Source organism: Halomonas sp. 11-S5 (assembly GCF_029889825.1).
In the GTDB taxonomy this organism is placed as follows: Bacteria; Pseudomonadota; Gammaproteobacteria; order Pseudomonadales; family Halomonadaceae; genus Halomonas.
In genome coordinates this window covers 1-17,682 of the sequence record NZ_JARANW010000033.1, presented here as the reverse complement: position 1 = coordinate 17,682, position 17,682 = coordinate 1, and the positions used below count along the sequence as shown (strand labels likewise).

At 69.0% G+C, this 17,682-nt stretch carries 19 protein-coding genes; 3 read left to right on the top strand and 16 right to left on the bottom strand.

All coding sequences use genetic code 11. From position 1 onward, the window contains the following. Positions 1-168 precede the first annotated feature (168 nt). The gene (gene aroE / locus OP497_RS16225; protein WP_280550277.1) at positions 169-981 is read left to right on the top strand and encodes a shikimate dehydrogenase; all 813 of its coding nucleotides are present in this window, start codon (positions 169-171) and stop codon (positions 979-981) included. 218 nt (positions 982-1,199) lie between these two features. Here the strand turns inward: aroE and OP497_RS16220 are convergent, their stop codons facing one another. Continuing rightward, positions 1,200-1,460, bottom strand: a complete 261-nt coding sequence (locus OP497_RS16220) for a hypothetical protein (protein WP_280550271.1) — start codon at positions 1,458-1,460, stop codon at positions 1,200-1,202. A 17-nt stretch (positions 1,461-1,477) separates the two neighbouring features. After that, a complete protein-coding gene (locus OP497_RS16215) occupies positions 1,478-2,281 on the bottom strand; it encodes a M48 family metallopeptidase (RefSeq protein ID WP_280550269.1) in 804 nt (267 codons plus the stop codon). 120 nt (positions 2,282-2,401) lie between these two features. Here OP497_RS16215 and OP497_RS16210 point away from each other — a divergent pair, with 120 nt between their 5' ends. Continuing rightward, positions 2,402-3,268: an ATP-binding protein gene (locus tag OP497_RS16210; RefSeq protein ID WP_280550267.1), complete on the top strand. Its 867-nt coding sequence runs from the start codon at positions 2,402-2,404 to the stop codon at positions 3,266-3,268. Positions 3,269-3,271: 3 nt separating this feature from the next. Here the strand turns inward: OP497_RS16210 and der are convergent, their stop codons facing one another. From der to OP497_RS16140, 14 genes are all read right to left on the bottom strand, one after another. Continuing rightward, complete coding sequence (der, locus tag OP497_RS16205; RefSeq protein WP_280550265.1) at positions 3,272-4,678, bottom strand: ribosome biogenesis GTPase Der; 1,407 nt, start codon at positions 4,676-4,678, stop codon at positions 3,272-3,274. Beyond that, complete coding sequence (gene bamB / locus OP497_RS16200) at positions 4,675-5,823, bottom strand: outer membrane protein assembly factor BamB (protein ID WP_280550263.1); 1,149 nt, start codon at positions 5,821-5,823, stop codon at positions 4,675-4,677. Before bamB ends, der begins: the two co-directional genes overlap by 4 nt. Next, positions 5,820-6,476 (bottom strand): tetratricopeptide repeat protein, encoded by a 657-nt coding sequence (locus OP497_RS16195; protein WP_280550262.1) that lies wholly within the window; start codon positions 6,474-6,476, stop codon positions 5,820-5,822. Before OP497_RS16195 ends, bamB begins: the two co-directional genes overlap by 4 nt. Before the next feature lie 28 nt (positions 6,477-6,504). Then, a complete protein-coding gene (gene hisS, locus OP497_RS16190) occupies positions 6,505-7,833 on the bottom strand; it encodes a histidine--tRNA ligase (RefSeq protein ID WP_280550261.1) in 1,329 nt (442 codons plus the stop codon). A gap of 40 nt (positions 7,834-7,873) precedes the next feature. Continuing rightward, entirely contained in the window at positions 7,874-8,989 is a 1,116-nt protein-coding gene (gene ispG / locus OP497_RS16185; protein WP_280550259.1) for a flavodoxin-dependent (E)-4-hydroxy-3-methylbut-2-enyl-diphosphate synthase, read from the bottom strand. Positions 8,990-8,999: 10 nt separating this feature from the next. Then, positions 9,000-9,986 carry a RodZ domain-containing protein gene (locus tag OP497_RS16180; protein WP_280550257.1) on the bottom strand — a complete coding sequence of 329 codons (987 nt, stop codon included), beginning with the start codon at positions 9,984-9,986 and terminating at the stop codon, positions 9,000-9,002. A 48-nt stretch (positions 9,987-10,034) separates the two neighbouring features. Further along, positions 10,035-10,763: a type IV pilus biogenesis/stability protein PilW gene (pilW, locus tag OP497_RS16175; RefSeq protein WP_280550255.1), complete on the bottom strand. Its 729-nt coding sequence runs from the start codon at positions 10,761-10,763 to the stop codon at positions 10,035-10,037. Between the two features lie 123 nt (positions 10,764-10,886). Next, entirely contained in the window at positions 10,887-12,014 is a 1,128-nt protein-coding gene (gene rlmN / locus OP497_RS16170; RefSeq protein ID WP_280550252.1) for a 23S rRNA (adenine(2503)-C(2))-methyltransferase RlmN, read from the bottom strand. A gap of 61 nt (positions 12,015-12,075) precedes the next feature. After that, positions 12,076-12,504 carry a nucleoside-diphosphate kinase gene (gene ndk, locus OP497_RS16165; protein WP_280550250.1) on the bottom strand — a complete coding sequence of 143 codons (429 nt, stop codon included), beginning with the start codon at positions 12,502-12,504 and terminating at the stop codon, positions 12,076-12,078. A 207-nt stretch (positions 12,505-12,711) separates the two neighbouring features. Next, entirely contained in the window at positions 12,712-13,038 is a 327-nt protein-coding gene (locus OP497_RS16160) for an iron-sulfur cluster assembly accessory protein (RefSeq protein ID WP_280550248.1), read from the bottom strand. A gap of 25 nt (positions 13,039-13,063) precedes the next feature. Beyond that, complete coding sequence (locus tag OP497_RS16155) at positions 13,064-14,221, bottom strand: IscS subfamily cysteine desulfurase (RefSeq protein ID WP_280550246.1); 1,158 nt, start codon at positions 14,219-14,221, stop codon at positions 13,064-13,066. 72 nt (positions 14,222-14,293) lie between these two features. Then, positions 14,294-14,761, bottom strand: coding sequence for a Fe-S cluster assembly transcriptional regulator IscR (gene iscR, locus OP497_RS16150; RefSeq protein WP_280550244.1), 468 nt, complete (start codon positions 14,759-14,761; stop codon positions 14,294-14,296). A gap of 82 nt (positions 14,762-14,843) precedes the next feature. After that, positions 14,844-15,716: a serine O-acetyltransferase gene (cysE, locus tag OP497_RS16145; RefSeq protein WP_280550242.1), complete on the bottom strand. Its 873-nt coding sequence runs from the start codon at positions 15,714-15,716 to the stop codon at positions 14,844-14,846. Between the two features lie 84 nt (positions 15,717-15,800). Beyond that, a complete protein-coding gene (locus tag OP497_RS16140; protein ID WP_280550240.1) occupies positions 15,801-16,535 on the bottom strand; it encodes an RNA methyltransferase in 735 nt (244 codons plus the stop codon). Positions 16,536-16,680: 145 nt separating this feature from the next. Here OP497_RS16140 and OP497_RS16135 point away from each other — a divergent pair, with 145 nt between their 5' ends. Then, positions 16,681-17,475 (top strand): inositol monophosphatase family protein, encoded by a 795-nt coding sequence (locus OP497_RS16135; RefSeq protein WP_280550238.1) that lies wholly within the window; start codon positions 16,681-16,683, stop codon positions 17,473-17,475. The last annotated feature ends 207 nt before the right edge of the window (positions 17,476-17,682 follow it).

The following is a 17,682-nucleotide window of genomic DNA, read 5'->3' as shown; positions in this document are numbered from 1 at the left end:
GGCGCCGGTGACAGGTCCCGAAGTGTCGGACCACCGAGGGGGCGCTGTGAATACATCCTTGTACGCTACCGACGCCATCCCTGGCGTAGGACCTCCTCTACGACCTGTCACCGGATCAGCCCCGCAAAATACAGCTATCCGCGATGGCTCTGAAGGAGAAAAAATACCATGACCGATCGCTACTGCGTCTTCGGCCACCCGGTCGGCCATTCGAAGTCGCCGGTCATCCACGCCGCCTTCGCCGCGCAGACCGGGGACGATATCGAGTACACCGCCATCGAGGCGCCGCTGGACGACTTCGCCGGCGCCTGGCGGCGCTTCGTGGCCGAGGGCGGCCGTGGGGCCAACGTCACCGTGCCCTTCAAGGAGGCGGCCTTCCGCCTCTGCGACACGCTCAGCGAGCGCGCCCGTCGGGCCGGGGCGGTCAACACCCTGATCCTGGGGGGCAACGGTCTGACATACGGCGATACCACTGACGGGGTCGGCCTGGTGCGCGATCTCAAGCGCCATGGCGTGGAACTGGCTGGGGCACGGATCCTGGTGCTGGGTGCCGGGGGCGCGGTGCGCGGTGTGCTGGAGCCGCTGCTGGCGGAGGGGCCGGCGAGCCTGCTGGTGGCCAACCGCACGGCGGCCAAGGCCGAGGCGCTGGCCGCCGACTTCCGCGACCTGGGCGAGATCGCCGGCGGCGGCTTCGACGCCGTGGCGGGCCCCTTCGACCTGGTGATCAACGGCACCAGCGCGAGCCTCGCCGGTGACCTGCCGCCGCTGCCCGACGCGCTCTTCGCGCCGGGCGCCACCGCCCACGACATGATGTACGGCGCCGCGCCCACGGTCTTCCTGCGCTGGGCCGCCGAGCGCGGCGCCAAGACCGTGGATGGCCTGGGCATGCTGCTGGAACAAGCGGCGGAGTCCTTCTTCCAGTGGCGTGGCAGTCGCCCCGATACCGGCCCGGTGCTGGAGAGGCTCAGGCGGGCGCTTTAATAAAGGTTCATCGCATGAAAACACTCGGTTCTCATGTAGGCCCGATAAGCCGGAGGCGCATCGGGCGAAGAGGCTAGCACCGCCTCGTGGATCCGCCCGGTGCGCTGGCGCTTACCGGCCCTACGGGGTTGGGGCGGCAAGCCGATATCTTGCCGTAAGCATCGTCACGCTAATCTGCGAGGAACCTTAATAAAGAGCGATCGACTGCCAGGGCGCCGTCAGCGTCTCTTGACGTAAAGCCCCACCATGCACAGCGCCACACCGGCCACCGAGGTCAGCATGCCGCCGTTGACCAGCCAGGGGTGGCGGTCGATCCAGGGCACGAAGGGCTGGGCGGTGTCGCGGCAGACGCCCGCGCGATAATCCCAGTGCCCCTCCTGAACGAGCAGGCAGTCGCGCACCTCACTCAGTTCGATGAAGTAGGCGCCCATCAGCATCAGGATGGGTAGTACCAGCAGCAGCAATCCGATCTTCAGCATGCACGACAAACCTTTCTTCAGGGGCGCGGGCAGTGGGGCGTGCGGCCGGCGTTGCGGGCTTGTTGGTAGCGGGCCATGGCGTCGCCCATGGCCGCTTCCAGGCCGCCGATGCGCTGGCCGTGGCTGGGGTGGGTGGACATCCAGGCCGGTGGCCGGGCGCCGCCTCCGGCGGCCCCCATGTTGTCCCACAGGGAAACGCTTTCCCGCGGGTCGAAGCCGGCGTCGGCCATCAGGGTCAGGCCCAGGGTGTCGGCCTCGCTCTCGTGGCGCCGCGAGAAGGGCAGCAGGATGCCGTACTGGGCGCCCATGCCCAGCGCCGCCATCATGGTCTCGCCGCCGGCGCCCTGCATGCCGGAAGCGGAGGAGATCACCGACAGGCCGAGCTGGGTGGCTGTCTGGGTAGAGGCGCGCTCGTTGGCATGGCGGGCCAGCACGTGGGCGATCTCGTGGCCGATCACCGCGGCGAGCTGGTCCTGGTTGCGGGCGACCTGGAGCAGGCCGGTGTTGATGCCCACGTAGCCGCCGGGGAGGGCGAAGGCGTTGGCCTGCTCGGACTCGAAGACCTTGACCTGCCAGCTCTGGTTGCGTTCCTGCTGGGGCAGGGCGCGGACCACGGCCTCGGTCACGCACTGCACGTAGCGCAGCGGCGCGCCGCCGACCGTCGGCAGCTCCTGCTGGTACTGGGCGAAGGCCTGGGCCCCCATCTGGTCGAGCTGCTCGTCGGACATCAGGGTGAGCTGCGAGCGCCCGGTGGGCGAGGTGGTGCAGGCGGCGAGGCTGACGCTCAGGGCGCCAACGGCAAGCAAATGGGTCCAACGCATGGAGAGCTCCTGTCGATGCCAGATCAGTGAGACTCTGGACGGGGCGTCGAGGTTCGCCACAAGATACCCCGAACGCCGGTCAGGTCAACCGCGAAATATGCACACCGGGAGGAAGCCGCCATGGACGCCGAGTTATCGCGTCGTTTGCTCAAGCTGCTGGATCACGTCGAACACTGGCTGCCGCCACCCCCGGTGGAGGTGGACTGGGCGCGGGACGTCGCCGCCCTCTGGCAGCGCCATGCCCTGGGAGGCCGGTTGCTGCCGGTCCCGCCCCGGGACGCCCTGGCGCTCGACGACCTGCTGGGCATCGAACGCCAGAAGCTGGCGCTGGTCGACAACACCCGCGCCTTCCTGCAGGGCCATCCGGCCAACCACGCCCTGCTGTGGGGCTCGCGCGGCAGCGGCAAGTCGTCGCTGATCCGCGCCCTGCTCAATAGCCTGTCCGGCGAGGGGTTGCGTCTGGTGCAGGTGGACCGCCATGACCTCTCGGCGCTGCCGATGCTGGTGGAGCAGCTGCGCCACCAGCGCCAGCGCTTCGTCGTCTACTGCGATGATCTCTCCTTCGAGGGGCACGACGATGCCTACAAGGCGCTGAAGAGCGTGCTGGACGGGGCCCTGACCGGACCGCCGCCCAATGTGCTGCTCTACGCCACCTCCAACCGCCGCCACCTGCTGCCCGAGTCGATGAGCGACAACGAGGGCTCGCGGCTGGTGGGCGACGAGCTCCACCATGGCGATGCCGTGGAGGAGAAGATCTCGCTTTCCGACCGCTTCGGCCTGTGGCTGGGCTTCCACCCCTTCAGCCAGGATGTCTACCTGGAGGCCTGCTGTCACTGGGTCACTCAGCTGGGCCGTCGCGAGGACTGGAACGCCGACGCGCGGGCCGAGGCGATCCGCTTCGCCACCCTGCGCGGCGGGCGAAGCGGTCGAGGTGCCTGGCAGTTTGCCACCCAGTGGGTGGGCCGCCGGCGCCTGCACGGGAAGTAGCTGTCAGCGGCGGCGGCTGTTGCGTGCCTCCTTGGTGCGTCCCAGTTCACGCTTCTTGGCCTTTTCCCGGTCGCTGGCATCGGCCATGTTGTCGAAGGGGTTCTTGCCCGAGCGGAACTCGAAGCGCATGGGGGTGCCGCGCACCTTGAGCACCTTGCGGAAGGTGTTGGTCAGGTAGCGCTTGTAGGCCTCTGGCAGCGAGCCGGTCTGGTTGCCGTGGACCACGATGATCGGCGGATTGCTGCCGCCCTGGTGGGCCATGCGCAGCTTGATGCGCCGCCCCTGGACCAGGGGCGGCTGGTGCTGGGTAACGGCGTCCTGGAGGATGGAGGTCAGGCGGTTGGTCGACCAGTGGCTGTTGGCCGAGGCGAAGGCTCGTTCGATGGACGGGTAGAGGTCACCGACGCCGGTGCCGTGCAGTGCCGAGATGAAGTGCATCTCGGCGTAGTCGGCAAAGCCCAGGCGGCGCTTGATCTCGCTGCGCATCGTCTCCTTGGCCTCGTGCTCCAGGCCATCCCACTTGTTCACCGCCAGCACCAGGGCGCGCCCGCTGGTCAGCACATAGTCGAGCAGGTGCAGGTCCTGTTCCACCAGTCCGGTGCGGGCATCGAGCACCACCACGGCGACGTGGCACTCCTTGATGGCCTCGAGGGTCTTGATGATCGAGAACTTCTCGGCGATCTCGCTGACGTTCTTGCGGCGGCGCACTCCCGCGGTATCCACCAGGACATAGGGCTTGCCGCGGCGCTCGAAGGGGATCTCGATGGCGTCGCGGGTCGTGCCGGCCTCATCGAAGACCACCACCCGCTCCTCGCCGAGCAGGCGGTTGACCAGGGTCGACTTGCCGACATTGGGGCGCCCGATGACGCCGATCCGGATACCCTTGGTGCCGGTGTCGGCGGGGATGCTCTCGTCGCGCGCGGGGAAGGGTTCGAGCACCACCTCGATGAGGCTGGTGACGTTGCGGCCGTGGGCCGCGGCGATGGGGTGCGGGTCGCCTAGCCCCAGTTGCCAGAAGTCGGCCATGGCGCTGTGCTCTTCCAGGCCGTCGACCTTGTTGACCACCAACCAGGTCTTCTTCTGGTTGACCCGCAGGTGGTTGGCGATGGCCTCGTCGGCGACGTTGAGGCCGGCGCGGGCGTCGACCAGGAACAGCACGATGTCGGCCTCGTCGATGGCCACCAGCGACTGTTCGGCCATGGCCGCATTGATGCCCTCCTCGTCACCGCTGATGCCGCCGGTATCGATCACGGTGTAGGCCTTGTCGCCGAGCATGCCGTTGCCGTACTTGCGGTCGCGGGTCAGCCCCGGGAAATCCGCCACCAGGGCGTCCCGCGAGCGAGTCAGGCGGTTGAACAGCGTCGACTTGCCGACGTTGGGGCGGCCGACCAGGGCGATCACCGGCGTCATGGACGAAGCTCCATGGCGTCCAGGGTGCCGTCGTTGGCCAGCGCATAGATGCGCCGGCGGTCGGTGAGCGGGCGCACGCTGATACCGGAGCCGTCGACGTGGGCGCGGCCGACGATCTTGCCCTCGCGAGCATCGATCAGGTGCAGATAGCCCTCGGCGTCGCCCACCACCAGGTGGTCAGTGGCGTAGGCCGGCGCGGTGAGCGAGCGTCCCTCGAGCGCCTCGTTGCGCCAGATCTCGTTGCCGGACCCGGCATCCACGGCGATCACGTGGCTGGCCTCGTCGACCACGAACAGGAAGTCCCCCACCAGGATCGGGGTGTGGTAGCTGGAGAGCTCCCGTGACCACTGCACCTCGCCGGAGGGGGCGTCGAGGGCGGCCAGGCGGCCGTTGTAGCTGGTCACGAACAGCCGGCCGTCCTGGGTGAGGACCGGCTGGCCGGCCAGGTCGACCAGGCGGTCGATCTCGCTGCGCCCCTGGGGAATGGCGATGCGACGCTCCCAGAGCGGCAGGCCGCTGCGATTGTCCAGCGTCACCAGGCGGCCATTGGCGAAGCCGGCAAAGGTGACCGGGTCGATCACCGTGGGGGTGCCGGTGCCGCGCAGGGTCAGCGAGGGGCGCGGGCCGCTGTAGACCCAGCGTTCGTCGCCGCTCTGGCGGTCCAGGGCAGTGACGCGGCCATCGACGGCCTGGACCACCAGCAGCTGCTGGTTGGCCTGGGGCGCGGCCAGCACTTCGCTGGTGACCCGCGCGCGCCACTGGATCTCGCCGTCGGCCTGGTCCAGGGACAGCACCTCGCCGTTGCGGGTGGCCAGGAAGAGACTGCCGGTCATCGCGGTCAGGCCGCTGGAGACCGGTGTGTCGAGCTCGACCTCCCAGCGGGTCTTGCCGGTGTCGGCATCCAGGGCCGCCACCAGGCCACGGCCGTCGGCGGCGAACAGGGTGTCACCGTCCTGGGCCGGCGCCACCGGGTAGCCGGCGTCGCCCAGCCCCTTGCCGACGCGCTCGCGCCACAGGGTCTCCAGCTCGGTGGTGGCATTCAGAGAGGTGAGCTCCCGCGGGGCGTACTCGGGCTCGGTCTTGCCGGCACAGCCGGCCAGCAGGGCCAGGGCCGCGGTGGCGGCAATCAGCAGGGTCGGTCTCATAGGGTGGCCTCCTCGGCGCCGAGATCGTCCAGCTTGAGCTGGACGCCGTACAGCGGCTGGTCACGTTGCTCGGCGAGCGTCAGGGCCTCGCGCCAGGCCTCACGGGCCCGGTCGGCGCGCCCCAGGGCATGCTGGGCATCGCCGCGTATCTCGGCGCGTTGGGCCGCCAGGGTCTCGGGCACGCCCTCCAGGGTGGTCAAGGCCGTCTCGGCACTGCCCTCGGCGAGTTGCAGGCGGGCCAGGCGCAGGCGCGCCAACCCTTCGAGGTAGTCGCGTTCGCTGCCCTCGACCACCGTCTCGAGGGCGGCCCGGGCCCGTTCCCGGTCACCCGCATCGATGGCCAGGCGGGCGTCGAGCAGCCGCGCCAGATCGGCGTAGAGGGTCTTGCCGTGCTCGTCGGTGATCTCGCCGACCAGCTCGGCGGCACGCTGTCGTGCATCGTCGTCCAGGTCGTCCTGGCCGCTGAGGTCAAGCAGCTGCTGGTAGCGCAGGGAGGCGGCCTCGGCCTTGCCCGCCTGATAGTCCTGCCAGGCGTTCCAGCCGAACACGCCGGCCGCGGCGATGACCACGCCGGCGATCAGCGAGGTGCCGTTCTCCTTCCACCAGCGCTTGATGGCCTCAAGCTGTTCTTCCTCGGTTCTCAGCTCCGCCACGGGCGGTCTCCTCTGATGCAGGTGTCCGTCAGGCGAAGGATTCGCCTTCCAGCAGGGATGTCAGGGTCTCGGCGAGCGCTGCCTGGGGGAGGCGCTGCTGCTCGCGCGCCTCGCGCAGGAACTTCAGGGTCACGCTGCCCTCGGCCAGCTCGTCCTCGCCGAGCAGCAGGGCCAGGCGGGCGCCGCTGCGGTCGGCCTTCTTGATGCGACTCTTGAAGCTGCCACCGCCGCAGTGCAGCTGCAGGCGCAGCTCGGGCAGCGCCTCGCGCAGGCGCTCGCCGAGCAGCAGGGTGGCGGCGGTGGCCGCCTCGTCCATGGGCAGCAGGTAGACGTCCAGCTCGTCGCGGGCGGTGTCGGGCACCAGCGCTAGGGTGTCGAGCAGCAGCACCAGCCGCTCGATGCCCATGGCGAAGCCCACCGCCGGGGTCGGCTTGCCGCCGAGCTGCTCGACCAGGCCGTCGTAGCGGCCGCCGGCGCACACCGTGCCTTGGCTGCCCAGCGCCGTGGTGGTCCACTCGAAGACGGTGCGGCCGTAGTAGTCCAGGCCGCGCACCAGCCGCGGGTTGATCACGTAGCCGATGCCGGCGGCGTCGAGCAGCGCGCAGAGCCGCTCGAAGTGCGCGCGGGAGGCGTCGTCCAGGTGGTCCATCAGCTTGGGCGCGCCCTCGAGCATCTCGGCCATCGCCGGATTCTTGGAGTCGAGGATGCGCATCGGGTTGCTGGTCAGGCGCCGGCGGGAGTCCTCGTCGAGCAGGGCGTGATGCTGCTCGAAGTAGGCCACCAGGGTGTCGCGGTAGGCGGCACGGGCCTCGGCGGAGCCCAGCGAGTTGAGCTCCAGGGTGACGTGCTGGTACAGCCCCAGCGCCTTCCACAGGCGGGCCGAGAGCAAGATCGTCTCGGCATCGATGTCCGGCCCCTCCAGGCCGAAGGCCTCCACGCCCACCTGGTGGAACTGGCGGTAGCGGCCCTTCTGGGGACGCTCATGGCGGAACATGGGGCCCTGGTACCAGAGGCGCTGGGTCTGATTGTGCAGCAGGCCGTGCTCCATGGCGGCGCGCACGCAGCTCGCCGTGCCTTCGGGGCGCAGGGTCAGGCTGTCGCCGTTGCGGTCATCGAAGGTGTACATCTCCTTCTCGACGATGTCGGTGACCTCGCCGATGGAGCGCTTGAAGAGCGCAGTCTGCTCGACGATGGGCGTGCGGATCTCGGCGTAGCCATAGCGCCGCATCAGCGCCTGGACCTGGCCCTCGACGTACTGCCACAGCGCCGACTGTTCCGGCAGCAGGTCGTTCATGCCACGGATGGCCTGGATCTTCTTCTTGCTTGGCTCTTTGTGACTCGCTTGGGACGTGCTCAATGCTTGCTCCTTGTCTGCTCGCCGGACGCCACCCAGGGGGTCAGGCGTCCCGGGCGATGACATCCTGTTCGGCCTGCTGCTTCTCACGCACCTTGTCGCGGATCAGCCGCTCCAGGTCATCCACCAGGTGGTCGTTGCGCAGCTTGCTGGCCGGCTTGCCGTCGAGGTAGACGAGGTTGGCGGGGCTGCCGCCGGTCAGGCCGATATCGACTTCCTTGGCCTCGCCGGGGCCGTTGACCACGCAGCCGATGACCGAGACGTCCAGCGGGGTCATGACGTCCTCGAGGCGCTCTTCCAGGGCGTTCATGGTGCCGATGACGTCGAAGTTCTGGCGCGAGCAGCTGGGGCAGGCGATGAAGTTGATGCCCTTGCTGCGCAGGCGCAGGCTCTTGAGCATGTCGAACCCGACCTTGATCTCCTCGACCGGGTCGGCGGCCAGCGACACGCGGATGGTGTCGCCGATGCCGTCCATCAGCAGCATGCCCAGGCCAATGGAGGACTTGACGGTCCCCGAGCGCAACCCGCCGGCCTCGGTGATGCCCAGATGCAGCGGCTGCTCGATGCGCGTGGCCAGGTCGCGGTAGGCGGCCACGGCCATGAAGACGTCGGAGGCCTTGACGCTGACCTTGAAGTCGGGGAAGTCGAGGCGATCCAGGTGGTCGATATGGCGCATCGCCGACTCGACCAGGGCGGCGGGGGTGGGCTCGCCGTACTTCTTCTGCAGGTCCTTCTCCAGCGAGCCGGCGTTGACGCCGATGCGGATCGGGATGCCATTGTCACGCGCGGCGCTGACCACGGCGCGCACGCGCTCCTCCTTGCCGATATTGCCGGGGTTGATACGCAGGCAGTCGACGCCGAGCTCGGCGACGCGCAGGGCGATCTTGTAGTCGAAGTGGATATCGGCGACCAGCGGCACCTCGACCTCGCGCTTGATGCGCCCGAACGCCTCGGCGGCGTCCATGTCGGGCACAGAGACGCGCACGATGTCGGCGCCGGCGGCCTCGAGCTGACGGATCTGCGCCACGGTGGCGGCCACGTCCAGGGTGTCGGTGTTGGTCATGCTCTGCACGGAGATGGGGGCATCGCCCCCGACCGGTACCTTGCCGACATGGATCTGGCGTGACGTGCGACGAATGATGGGGGATTGTGCGTGCATGGCGACGGACTCATTCTCCCAGGGTGAAGCGGGCGACGTTGTTGGCCCCGGCGCGGGCTCGCAGGTCCACCGGCTTGCCGCCCCACACCAGCTCGACGCCGGTGGCGTTGCCCACGGTCAGGCGGAACGGCGGTTCGCCTTCGACGCGTGCCGTGGTGCCGGGTTCCTGGAGGCCGACGAAGACCCGCTGGTTGCTGGCGTCGAAGATCTCGGTCCAGGACTGCTCGTTGAAGGTCAGCTCTAGCACCCGCGTATCGCCGGCCGCGGCCTCGGCGGGGCTCTCGGCCTCGGGAGCGGCCTCGGCCACCGCGTCGGGCTCGGCCACCGCGGCCGTCTCACCGTCGCTGGCGGACGTGCCGTCGGTTGTGGTCTCGTCCGTGACAGGCGCCGGCTCGGCCGGCGCCTGTGGCTCGGCCGCGTCCGGCGCGTCCTCGACCAGGCCAAGGTCGCTCTCCTCCTCGGGCAGCGGCGGCAGGGAGGCGTCGCCGCTGCCGCCGTCCTCGGTGATGGTGGTACTGCCATCCAGGCTGTCTACCGACACCGGCCCGCTGTCGCCGGGGGTGGGCGGCTGGCTGCCGCCGCGGCTCTGCCACCACATCAGCGTCAGGCCGATCAGGCCGGCGATGACCAGCAGGGTGACCAGGCGGAATAGCCAGGCGGCGAGGCGCGAGGGCGGCCGGGTGACCTGGACCGGGGTGATGCGGTGTTCGGTCTCCTGGCTGGCGAAGCGTGCCTTGTAGGCCTCGAGCACGGGGCGGTCGTCGATGCCGAGCAGGTGGGCATAGCTGCGCAGGTAGCCGCGGCGATAGGCGGCCACCGGCACTTCCTCGTAGCTGTCGCCCTCCAGTCCCTGGATCACCGCCGGGCGCAGGTTCAGGGCGGCGGCGACCTCCTCGCGATCGAGGCCCTGGGCCTCGCGCTCGCGACGCAGCATCTCCCCCGGAGAGGCCTGGCGTGGCACGGTCTCGGCGGCATCATCGGTGTGAATGTCGCTCATGGCTGAGCATCCTTCGTCAGTAAACGGTGGTCAGGGCCCGACACGGGGTCACTCCAGCTGGTCGGCATAGAAGCTGGCGGTGGCCGGGTCGCCGCGATCTCGGGCGATGTCGCGGGCCAGGCGCAGGGCCTCGGCTCGCGGGCCTGCCAGGCGCATGTAGGTCTCGAGCTGTTGTTCGGCGCGCTCGAGGTTGCCCTGGGCGTACTCGAGTTCGGCCAGCAGCAGGTAGCTGCGCGAGCGGCGCGGGGCGATGGCCTGGGCGCGGGTCAGGCTTTCGCGGGCGGCGGTGACGTCGCCCATCTCGAGCCGGCACTGCCCCAGGTTGGCAAAAAGCTGCGCCCGGTTGTCGTACTGGGTATCGCGGGAGGCCTGCTCGAGCTGCGCGCAGGCCTCACCGAGGCGGCCACGATCATACAGGAACGCAGCGTAGTTGTTGCGTGCCCGGGTGAACGCGGGGTCGGCCTCGACGGCGCGCCGGAAGGTCTCGTCGGCGAGCTCGGCCTCACCCTGGCGCTGGTGGACCATGGCCATGGCCTGCAGGGCCTCGGCATCACCGGGGTCGATCTCCAGGGCCCGGTCCAGGGCATTCATGGCGCGCGGCAAGTTGTCGCGCTCGAGGTAGGCGACGCCCAGGCGGGTATAGGCCTCGGCGGCCCCGTCGCCGTCGCCCCCGGGCAGATTGGTTTGGGTGGCGCAACCGGCCAGCCACAGCGACCCCAGCAGCATGGCGGCGGCGGGTATCTGCCTCAGCCCGGTCATGCGCGGGCGACGAGTCATGGCATCCTCTCCAGGTGGGCACGGAACCGATGGCCACGGGTGGCTGGCGACACGCGGGTCGGTGGTGAAAAAAAGCCCGTCCATCAAAGCGCCGAGCCCGGTTGAAGTCAAGGCGCCCCCCGGTCAGTCGGCGTCGATCTGGATAGACTGGATATAGCGTTCGTGGCGCTTGGTGCGATCCTTGACGCGGCCCACCAGCTGGCCGCAGGCGGCATCGATATCGTCGCCGCGGGTGGTGCGGATCAGTGCCGTGTAGCCCAGTTCATAGAGCCACTGCTGGAAGCGCACCACCTGGTTGCGCGACGGCTTCTCGTAGCCCGAGTGCGGGAAGGGGTTGAACGGGATCAGGTTGATCTTGCACGGCAGCTCCTCGAGCAGGGCGGCGAGCTGCTCGGCGTGCTCCTGCTGGTCGTTGACGTCCTTGATCACCGTGTACTCGATGGTCACCATCCGCGTGTCGTGGCACTTGGCCAGGTAGCGGTGGCAGGCGTCGAGCAGGGTACGGATGTTGTACTTGCGGTTGAGCGGTACCAGCTCGTTGCGCAGCTCGTCGTTGGCGGCATGCAGCGAGATGGCCAGGCTCACGTCGAGCTCGTCACCGAGCTTGTCGATCATCGGCACCACGCCGGAGGTGGAGAGCGTGACGCGGCGCTTGGAGAGGCCGTAGCCGTCGTCGTCGAGCATCAGCTTCATCGCCGGCACGACGTTGTCATAGTTCATCAGCGGCTCGCCCATGCCCATCATCACCACGTTGGTGACGGGACGGTTGGCGGTGTCGTGGCGCGGGCCCACGCTGCGCTGCGCCACCCACACCTGGCCGATGATCTCGGCGGCGGTGAGGTTGCGCTGGAAGCCCTGCTTGCCGGTGGAGCAGAAGCTGCAGTCCAGCGAGCAGCCGACCTGGGAGGAGACGCACAGGGTGCGGCGCTTGCCGTTGTCGGCGGGAATCAGCACCGTTTCCACATAGCTGCCGTCCTCCACCTCGAGCACCCACTTGCGAGTGCCGTCGCTGGAGCTGCCCTCGTAGACCACGCCCGGGCCGCGAATCTCGGCGACTTCGGCCAGGCGTGAGCGAAGCGCCTTGGAGAGGTTGGTCATGGCCGCGAAGTCATCGCAGCCCTCGATGTGGATCCACTTCAACACCTGGGCGGCACGGAACTTCTTCTCGCCGATGGAGAGGAAGAAGGCTTCCAGCTCCTCGCGGGTCATGCCGAGCAGGTTGGTGAGACGGGGAGCAGTGGTAGCGGTCATGGCGGTCAGCGAGTCGTTGGGGCAGAGCGGGGGTGGGACCACCCCCGCGGGAGAGGCGTGATCAGCCGCGCGGGCAGATCTCGTCCGTCTCGAAGAAATACGCAATCTCGCGCTCGGCGGATTCCGGGGAATCGGAGCCATGCACGGCGTTGGCGTCGATGGTCTCGGCGAAGTCGGCACGGATGGTACCCGGCGCGGCTTCCTTGGGGTTGGTGGCGCCCATCAGGTCACGGTTCGTGGCGACGGCATCCTCGCCTTCGAGGACCTGCACGACCACCGGCCCGGAGGTCATGAAGCCGACCAGGTCCTTGAAGAAGGGGCGCTCCTTGTGTTCGGCATAGAAGCCACCGGCCTTCTCCTCGGAGAGCTGGAGCATCTTGGCGGCCACGATCTTCAGGCCGGCCTTCTCGAAGCGGCTCTCGATCTCGCCGATCACGTTCTGGGCGACGGCATCGGGCTTGATGATGGACAGGGTGCGCTGGTTGGCCATGGGGGCAGGTCTCCGGTTGGTTGGACAATGACGTGGTGATGGATGCAGCTTTGATGGATAGCGCCGCGCAGCCCCTGGCTCCGCGAGGGAGAGGGCGGCGCGGTGAATCGGATGAATCGGATGAATCGGTCCGGCGGTCCGGCGGTCCGGCAGCGTGCGCCGACTGGGCGCGGAGTATAACGCTCCGTGACGGCGTTGAACAATCGTTCAGACGCTGAAGCTCTCGCCGCAGCCGCACTCATCCTTGACGTTGGGGTTGTTGAAACGGAAGAAGCGGTTGAGCCCCTCCGAGACATAGTCGACCTCGCTGCCATCGAGCATCTCCAGGGCCTCGGGGGCGACGAAGACCGTCACGCCGTGCTCCTCGAAGGTCACGTCGTCGTTGGCCGCCTCGTCGGCGAAGTTGAGCACGTAGCTGTAGCCGGAGCAGCCGCTGGGCTTGACCGAGACCCGCAGGCCAAGGCCGTGGCCTCGTTCCTCGAGCACCCGGTGGATCTGCTCGGCGGCGGCAGTGGTGATCGAAAGGTGCGCCATGGTCTCTCTCCTGAACGTGGTAGGGTCAGACCGCCCGGCGACGCAGCCCGTGCAGGGCGTGTCGCAGGGCATCCAGTGTGCGATCGATGTCGGCCTCGGTGGTGAAGCGGCCGAAGCTGAAGCGCAGCGAAGCCAGCGCCAGGGGGCGCGGCACGCCGATGCCCTTCAGGACATAGGAGGGCTCGACGCTCGCCGAGTTGCAGGCCGAGCCGGTGGACAGCGCGATGTCGCGCAGGGCCATCAGCAGCGACTCGCCCTCCACCCCCGCGAAGGCCAGGTTGAGGATGTTGGGGACCGCCACCTCGACCGCGGTGTTGTGGTGGATACCGGTGAGATCGCCGAGGCCCTCGAGCAGGCGGTCGCGCAGCGCCGTGATCCGCGCCTGGTCGGCCTCGCCCTCGGCGGCGGCGATGGCGAAGGCCTGGCCCATGCCGGCGATCTGGTGGGTGGCCAGGGTGCCCGAGCGCATGCCGCGCTCGTGGCCGCCGCCGTGGATCAGCGCCTCGATGCGCAGGTCCGGGTCGCGGCGCACGTAGAGGGCGCCGATGCCCTTGGGGCCGTAGGCCTTGTGGCTGGAGAGTGACATCAGGTCGATGCCGAGCCGGCCGACGTCCAGCGGGAGGCGGCCCACCGCCTGGGCGGCATCCACATGGAACGTCGCGCCGCCGGCATGGGCCACCTCGGCCAGCGCCGCCAGGTCGTGGATGACGCCCAGCTCGTTGTTCACCGCCATCAGCGAGACCAGCACGGTGTCGTCCCGCATGGCCTCGCGCAGCTGCGCCGGGCTGATCCGCCCGTCGCACGCCGGCGTCAGCCAGGTCACCTCGAAGCCCTCGTCCTCCAGCGCCGCGGCGGTGTCGACCACCGCCTTGTGCTCGATGGTCGAGGTCACCAGATGGCGTCCACGGGCGCGGTTGGCGCGCATGAAGCCGGTCAGCGCCAGGTTGTCGGCCTCGGTGGCGCCGCTGGTCCAGACGATCTCGCGGGGGTCGGCGGCGATCAGGTCGGCGACCTGGCGACGGGCACTCTCCACCGCCTGTTCCGCCTGCCAGCCGAGCATGTGGCTGCGCGAGGCGGGATTGGCGAAGATGCCGTCCATCGTCAGGTACTGGCTCATGACCTCCGCGACCCGCGGGTCGACCGGGGTGGTGGCGGCATAATCGAGGTAGACGGGTGCGCTCATGGGCTCGCTGTTCTGCTATGGAATCGGGGCTGAGGGATTCGGGCCGTGGGAGTGGTGGTCAGGGACGGCAACTCAGGTGGTGGAGGCTAGGATGCCGTCGTCCCAGCGGCCGCGCTGGCGGCTGGCGATGGCCTGGATCTCCCCGCGCCCGGCCAGCTGGGCCAGGCTGATCCCCTGGAGGAAGTTGTGGATGTGCTCGGAGAGCTCGCACCACAGGTGGTGGGTCAGGCAGGTGTCGCCCTGCTGGCAATCCGAGAGGCCGCCGCAGCGGGTGGTGTCCATGGACTCGTTCACCGCCTCGATGACCTGGGCCACGGTGATGCCCTCCGCTGGCTGGGCCAGCAGGTAGCCGCCGCCCGGGCCACGCACGCTGTCCACCAGCCGGGCGCGCCGCAGCCGCGCGAACAGCTGCTCCAGGTAGGAGAGCGAGATCTCCTGGCGCTTCGAGATGTCGGCGAGGCAGATGGGGCCGGTGTCGGCATTCATGGCCAGGTCGAGCATGGCGGTGACGGCGTAGCGTCCCTTGGTGGTCAGGCGCATGAGGAACTCACCTCGGCACCGACACGCGGGTCGGCAGTCAATGAACGTGATCCGCCATTATGGTAAAGACCGAGTATCGCGGTCAACCATTGTGCCGTCGCGGGGCGGCGGCCTCCCGCTCGCCCTGTGGCGGTTCCTCCTCGTCCGGCGTTTCCCGAGGCGGGCAGCAGCTGTCGACGTCGGCGAGGATGTCGGCGAAGTCCTCGTCGCGCAGCGCCGGCAGGCGGCCGTCGCGGTAGCTGGCGTCGACCTTGCGCAGGGTCGTGCACATGCGCTCGATGCGCTCGTCCACGGCGTGCATGTGGTCGAGCATCGCCTGGATGGAGCGGGCCACCGGATCGGGCATGTCCTGGCTGACGCCGTAGGCGTCGAAGCCGAACTTGCGGCGCATCGCCTCGCGACGCGCGGGATCCACGTCCAGTTCCTCGGCCTGGTCCGGGTCGACGCGCTGCACGACCTTGCCGGGGATGCCGACCACGGTGGCGCCGGCGGGCACTTCCTTGGTGACCACCGCGTTGGAGCCGATCTTGGCCCCGGTGCCCACCGTGAAGGGCCCCAGGATCTTGGCGCCGGCGCCGACGATCACGCCGTCCTCCAGGGTCGGATGGCGCTTGCCCTTGTTCCAGCTGGTCCCGCCCAGGGTCACGCCCTGATAGAGGGTGACGTCGTCGCCCACCTCGGCGGTCTCGCCGATCACCACGCCCATGCCGTGGTCGATGAAGAAGCGCCGGCCGACGGTCGCCCCCGGATGGATCTCGATGCCGGTGAGCCAGCGCGAGAAGGTGGAGAGGCTGCGCGCCAGCCACTTGAGGTTCTTGCGCCACAGCCAGTGGCTGCAGCGGTGGACGAGCAGGGCATGCAGGCCCGGGTAGTTGGTCAGCACTTCCAGGAAGTTGCGTGCCGCCGGGTCGCGGGCGAATACGCTGTTGATGTCCTCGCGCAGACGTTCAAGCATGCAGCGGTCCTTGGGTGGCAGGGCGGTGGGGAGTAGCCTTCATACTGGGGGCGCGGCGGGCCGGCTTCAAGCCGCTTTCGCCATCTACTCGCGGCGCTCGGCCTGCTGCTCGGTGGCGGTGAGGATGCCGCGCAGGATGTTGAGCTCCAGGCGCTCGGGGCGCGCCCGCAGCGTGAAGCGGCGCAGTCGGGCCATCAGCTGTCGCGGGGTGGCCGGGTCGTGGAAACCGATGGCGACCAGCGTGCGCTCCAGGTGCGCGAAATAGTGCTCGAGTTCCTCATGGCTGGCCAGCGGCTGGCTCGGCGGTGCCTCCAGCTCGGACGGCGCCAGCCAGGCCTGTCGGCACTCGTAGGCCAGCACTTGCACCGCGGCGGCCAGGTTCAGGGAGCTGAAGTCGGGGTTGGTGGGGATATGCACATGGGCATGGCAGCGCTGCAGCTCCGCGTTGGAAAGGCCACTGTCCTCGCGGCCGAAGACCAGCGCGACGCGCGCCTCGCGGCTGGCCAGCTCCGCCGGGAGCCGGTCGCTCAGTGCGCGGGGGGTGATCATCGGCCAGGGCAGGGTGCGCGAGCGGGCGCTGGCCCCGACGACCAGGGTGGCGTCGCCCACCGCCTGTTCCAGGGACTCCACCGTGTGAGCGCCATGGACGATATGGTCGGCCCCCGAGGCGCGCGAGACGGTGTCGGCGGTGAGCGGTTCGCAGCGCGGCGCCACCAGGGCCAGGTCGGACAGCCCCATGTTGTGCATGGCGCGGGCGGTGCCGCCGATGTTGCCGGGGTGGCTGGTGCCGATCAGGACGATGCGGATGCGCTCGAGCATGTTGGGGCCTGTAGATCCTGGGTGGAGGCGGAGGCGAGCGATTCTATCACGCCGGCCCGGTGCGTCGAATGGCGCGCCCCGCGCGCTTCTGCTAGGATGCGCGCCGACCCGTTCTTTAACACCACCGACTCCCCAAGGCCCGATCATGCATCCAATGGTCCAATTCGCGCTGCGTGCGGTACGCAGCGCCGGCGAACAGTTCCTGCGCATCCGCGAGCGAATCGAGAACTCCCACCAGGAGCACAATCTCGACCGCCTGCTCGAGGATGCCGCCCGCAACGCCGAGACGCTGATCGTCCGTCAGCTCTCCCGCGGCTACCCCCAGCACGGCGTCGAAGGGCGCTTCACGCCTCATCGCGCCGGTGAGGGCGAGGGTGCTTACACCCTGTGGAAGATCGAACCCTTCCACGGCTACTCCAACCTCAGCGTCGCCTCCCCCGGCTTCGCGCTGTCGGTGGTGTGTCTCGTCAAGGGCCGCCCGGAGCATGCGGTGGTGATCTGTCCCTTCAGCGATGACGAATACCTGGTCAGTCGCGGGCGCGGTGCCCAGCTCAACGGCAAGCGCTTGCGTGTGTCGAAGAACACCGCCGTGGCCGGCACCCGCATTGCCATGAGCCTGCCCGAGACCTGGCTGCGCTCGCGCTTCCTGCCCGCCTACCTGACCCTGGTGCAGCAACTCGGCCCGCAGATCGAGCTGCAGCGTGCCTCGGGCAGCGGCCTGCTCGACATCGCCGAGCTGGCGGCGGGGCGCGCTGACGCCGCCTTCGTGCTGGGCCTCGAGGAGCAGGACCTGCACGTCGGCTCGCTGCTGCTCAAGGAGAGCGGCGCCCTGATGGGCACGCCCGACGGCCAGCCCAGTGTCGAGATCGAGGGGCGCCTGATGGCCGCTGGGCCGCGCCTCTACAAGGCCCTGGTGCAGCAGCTCAAGCCACATTTCTAACTCAAGCCAGAAGCTTTGAGCTGGAAGCTGGAAGAAACCAATCCGCCCCCGCAGTCTGACTGTGGGGGCGGATTCGGTTCAGGCTCTGTACTTCCAGTCGCGTAGACATCATGGATTGACCTGCCCCTCCTCAACGTCGTGGGTTACGTTGAGGAGGGACCTAAACGCAGAGCCACTATTGAGGGAGGCAGGTCATGACACAGTCTA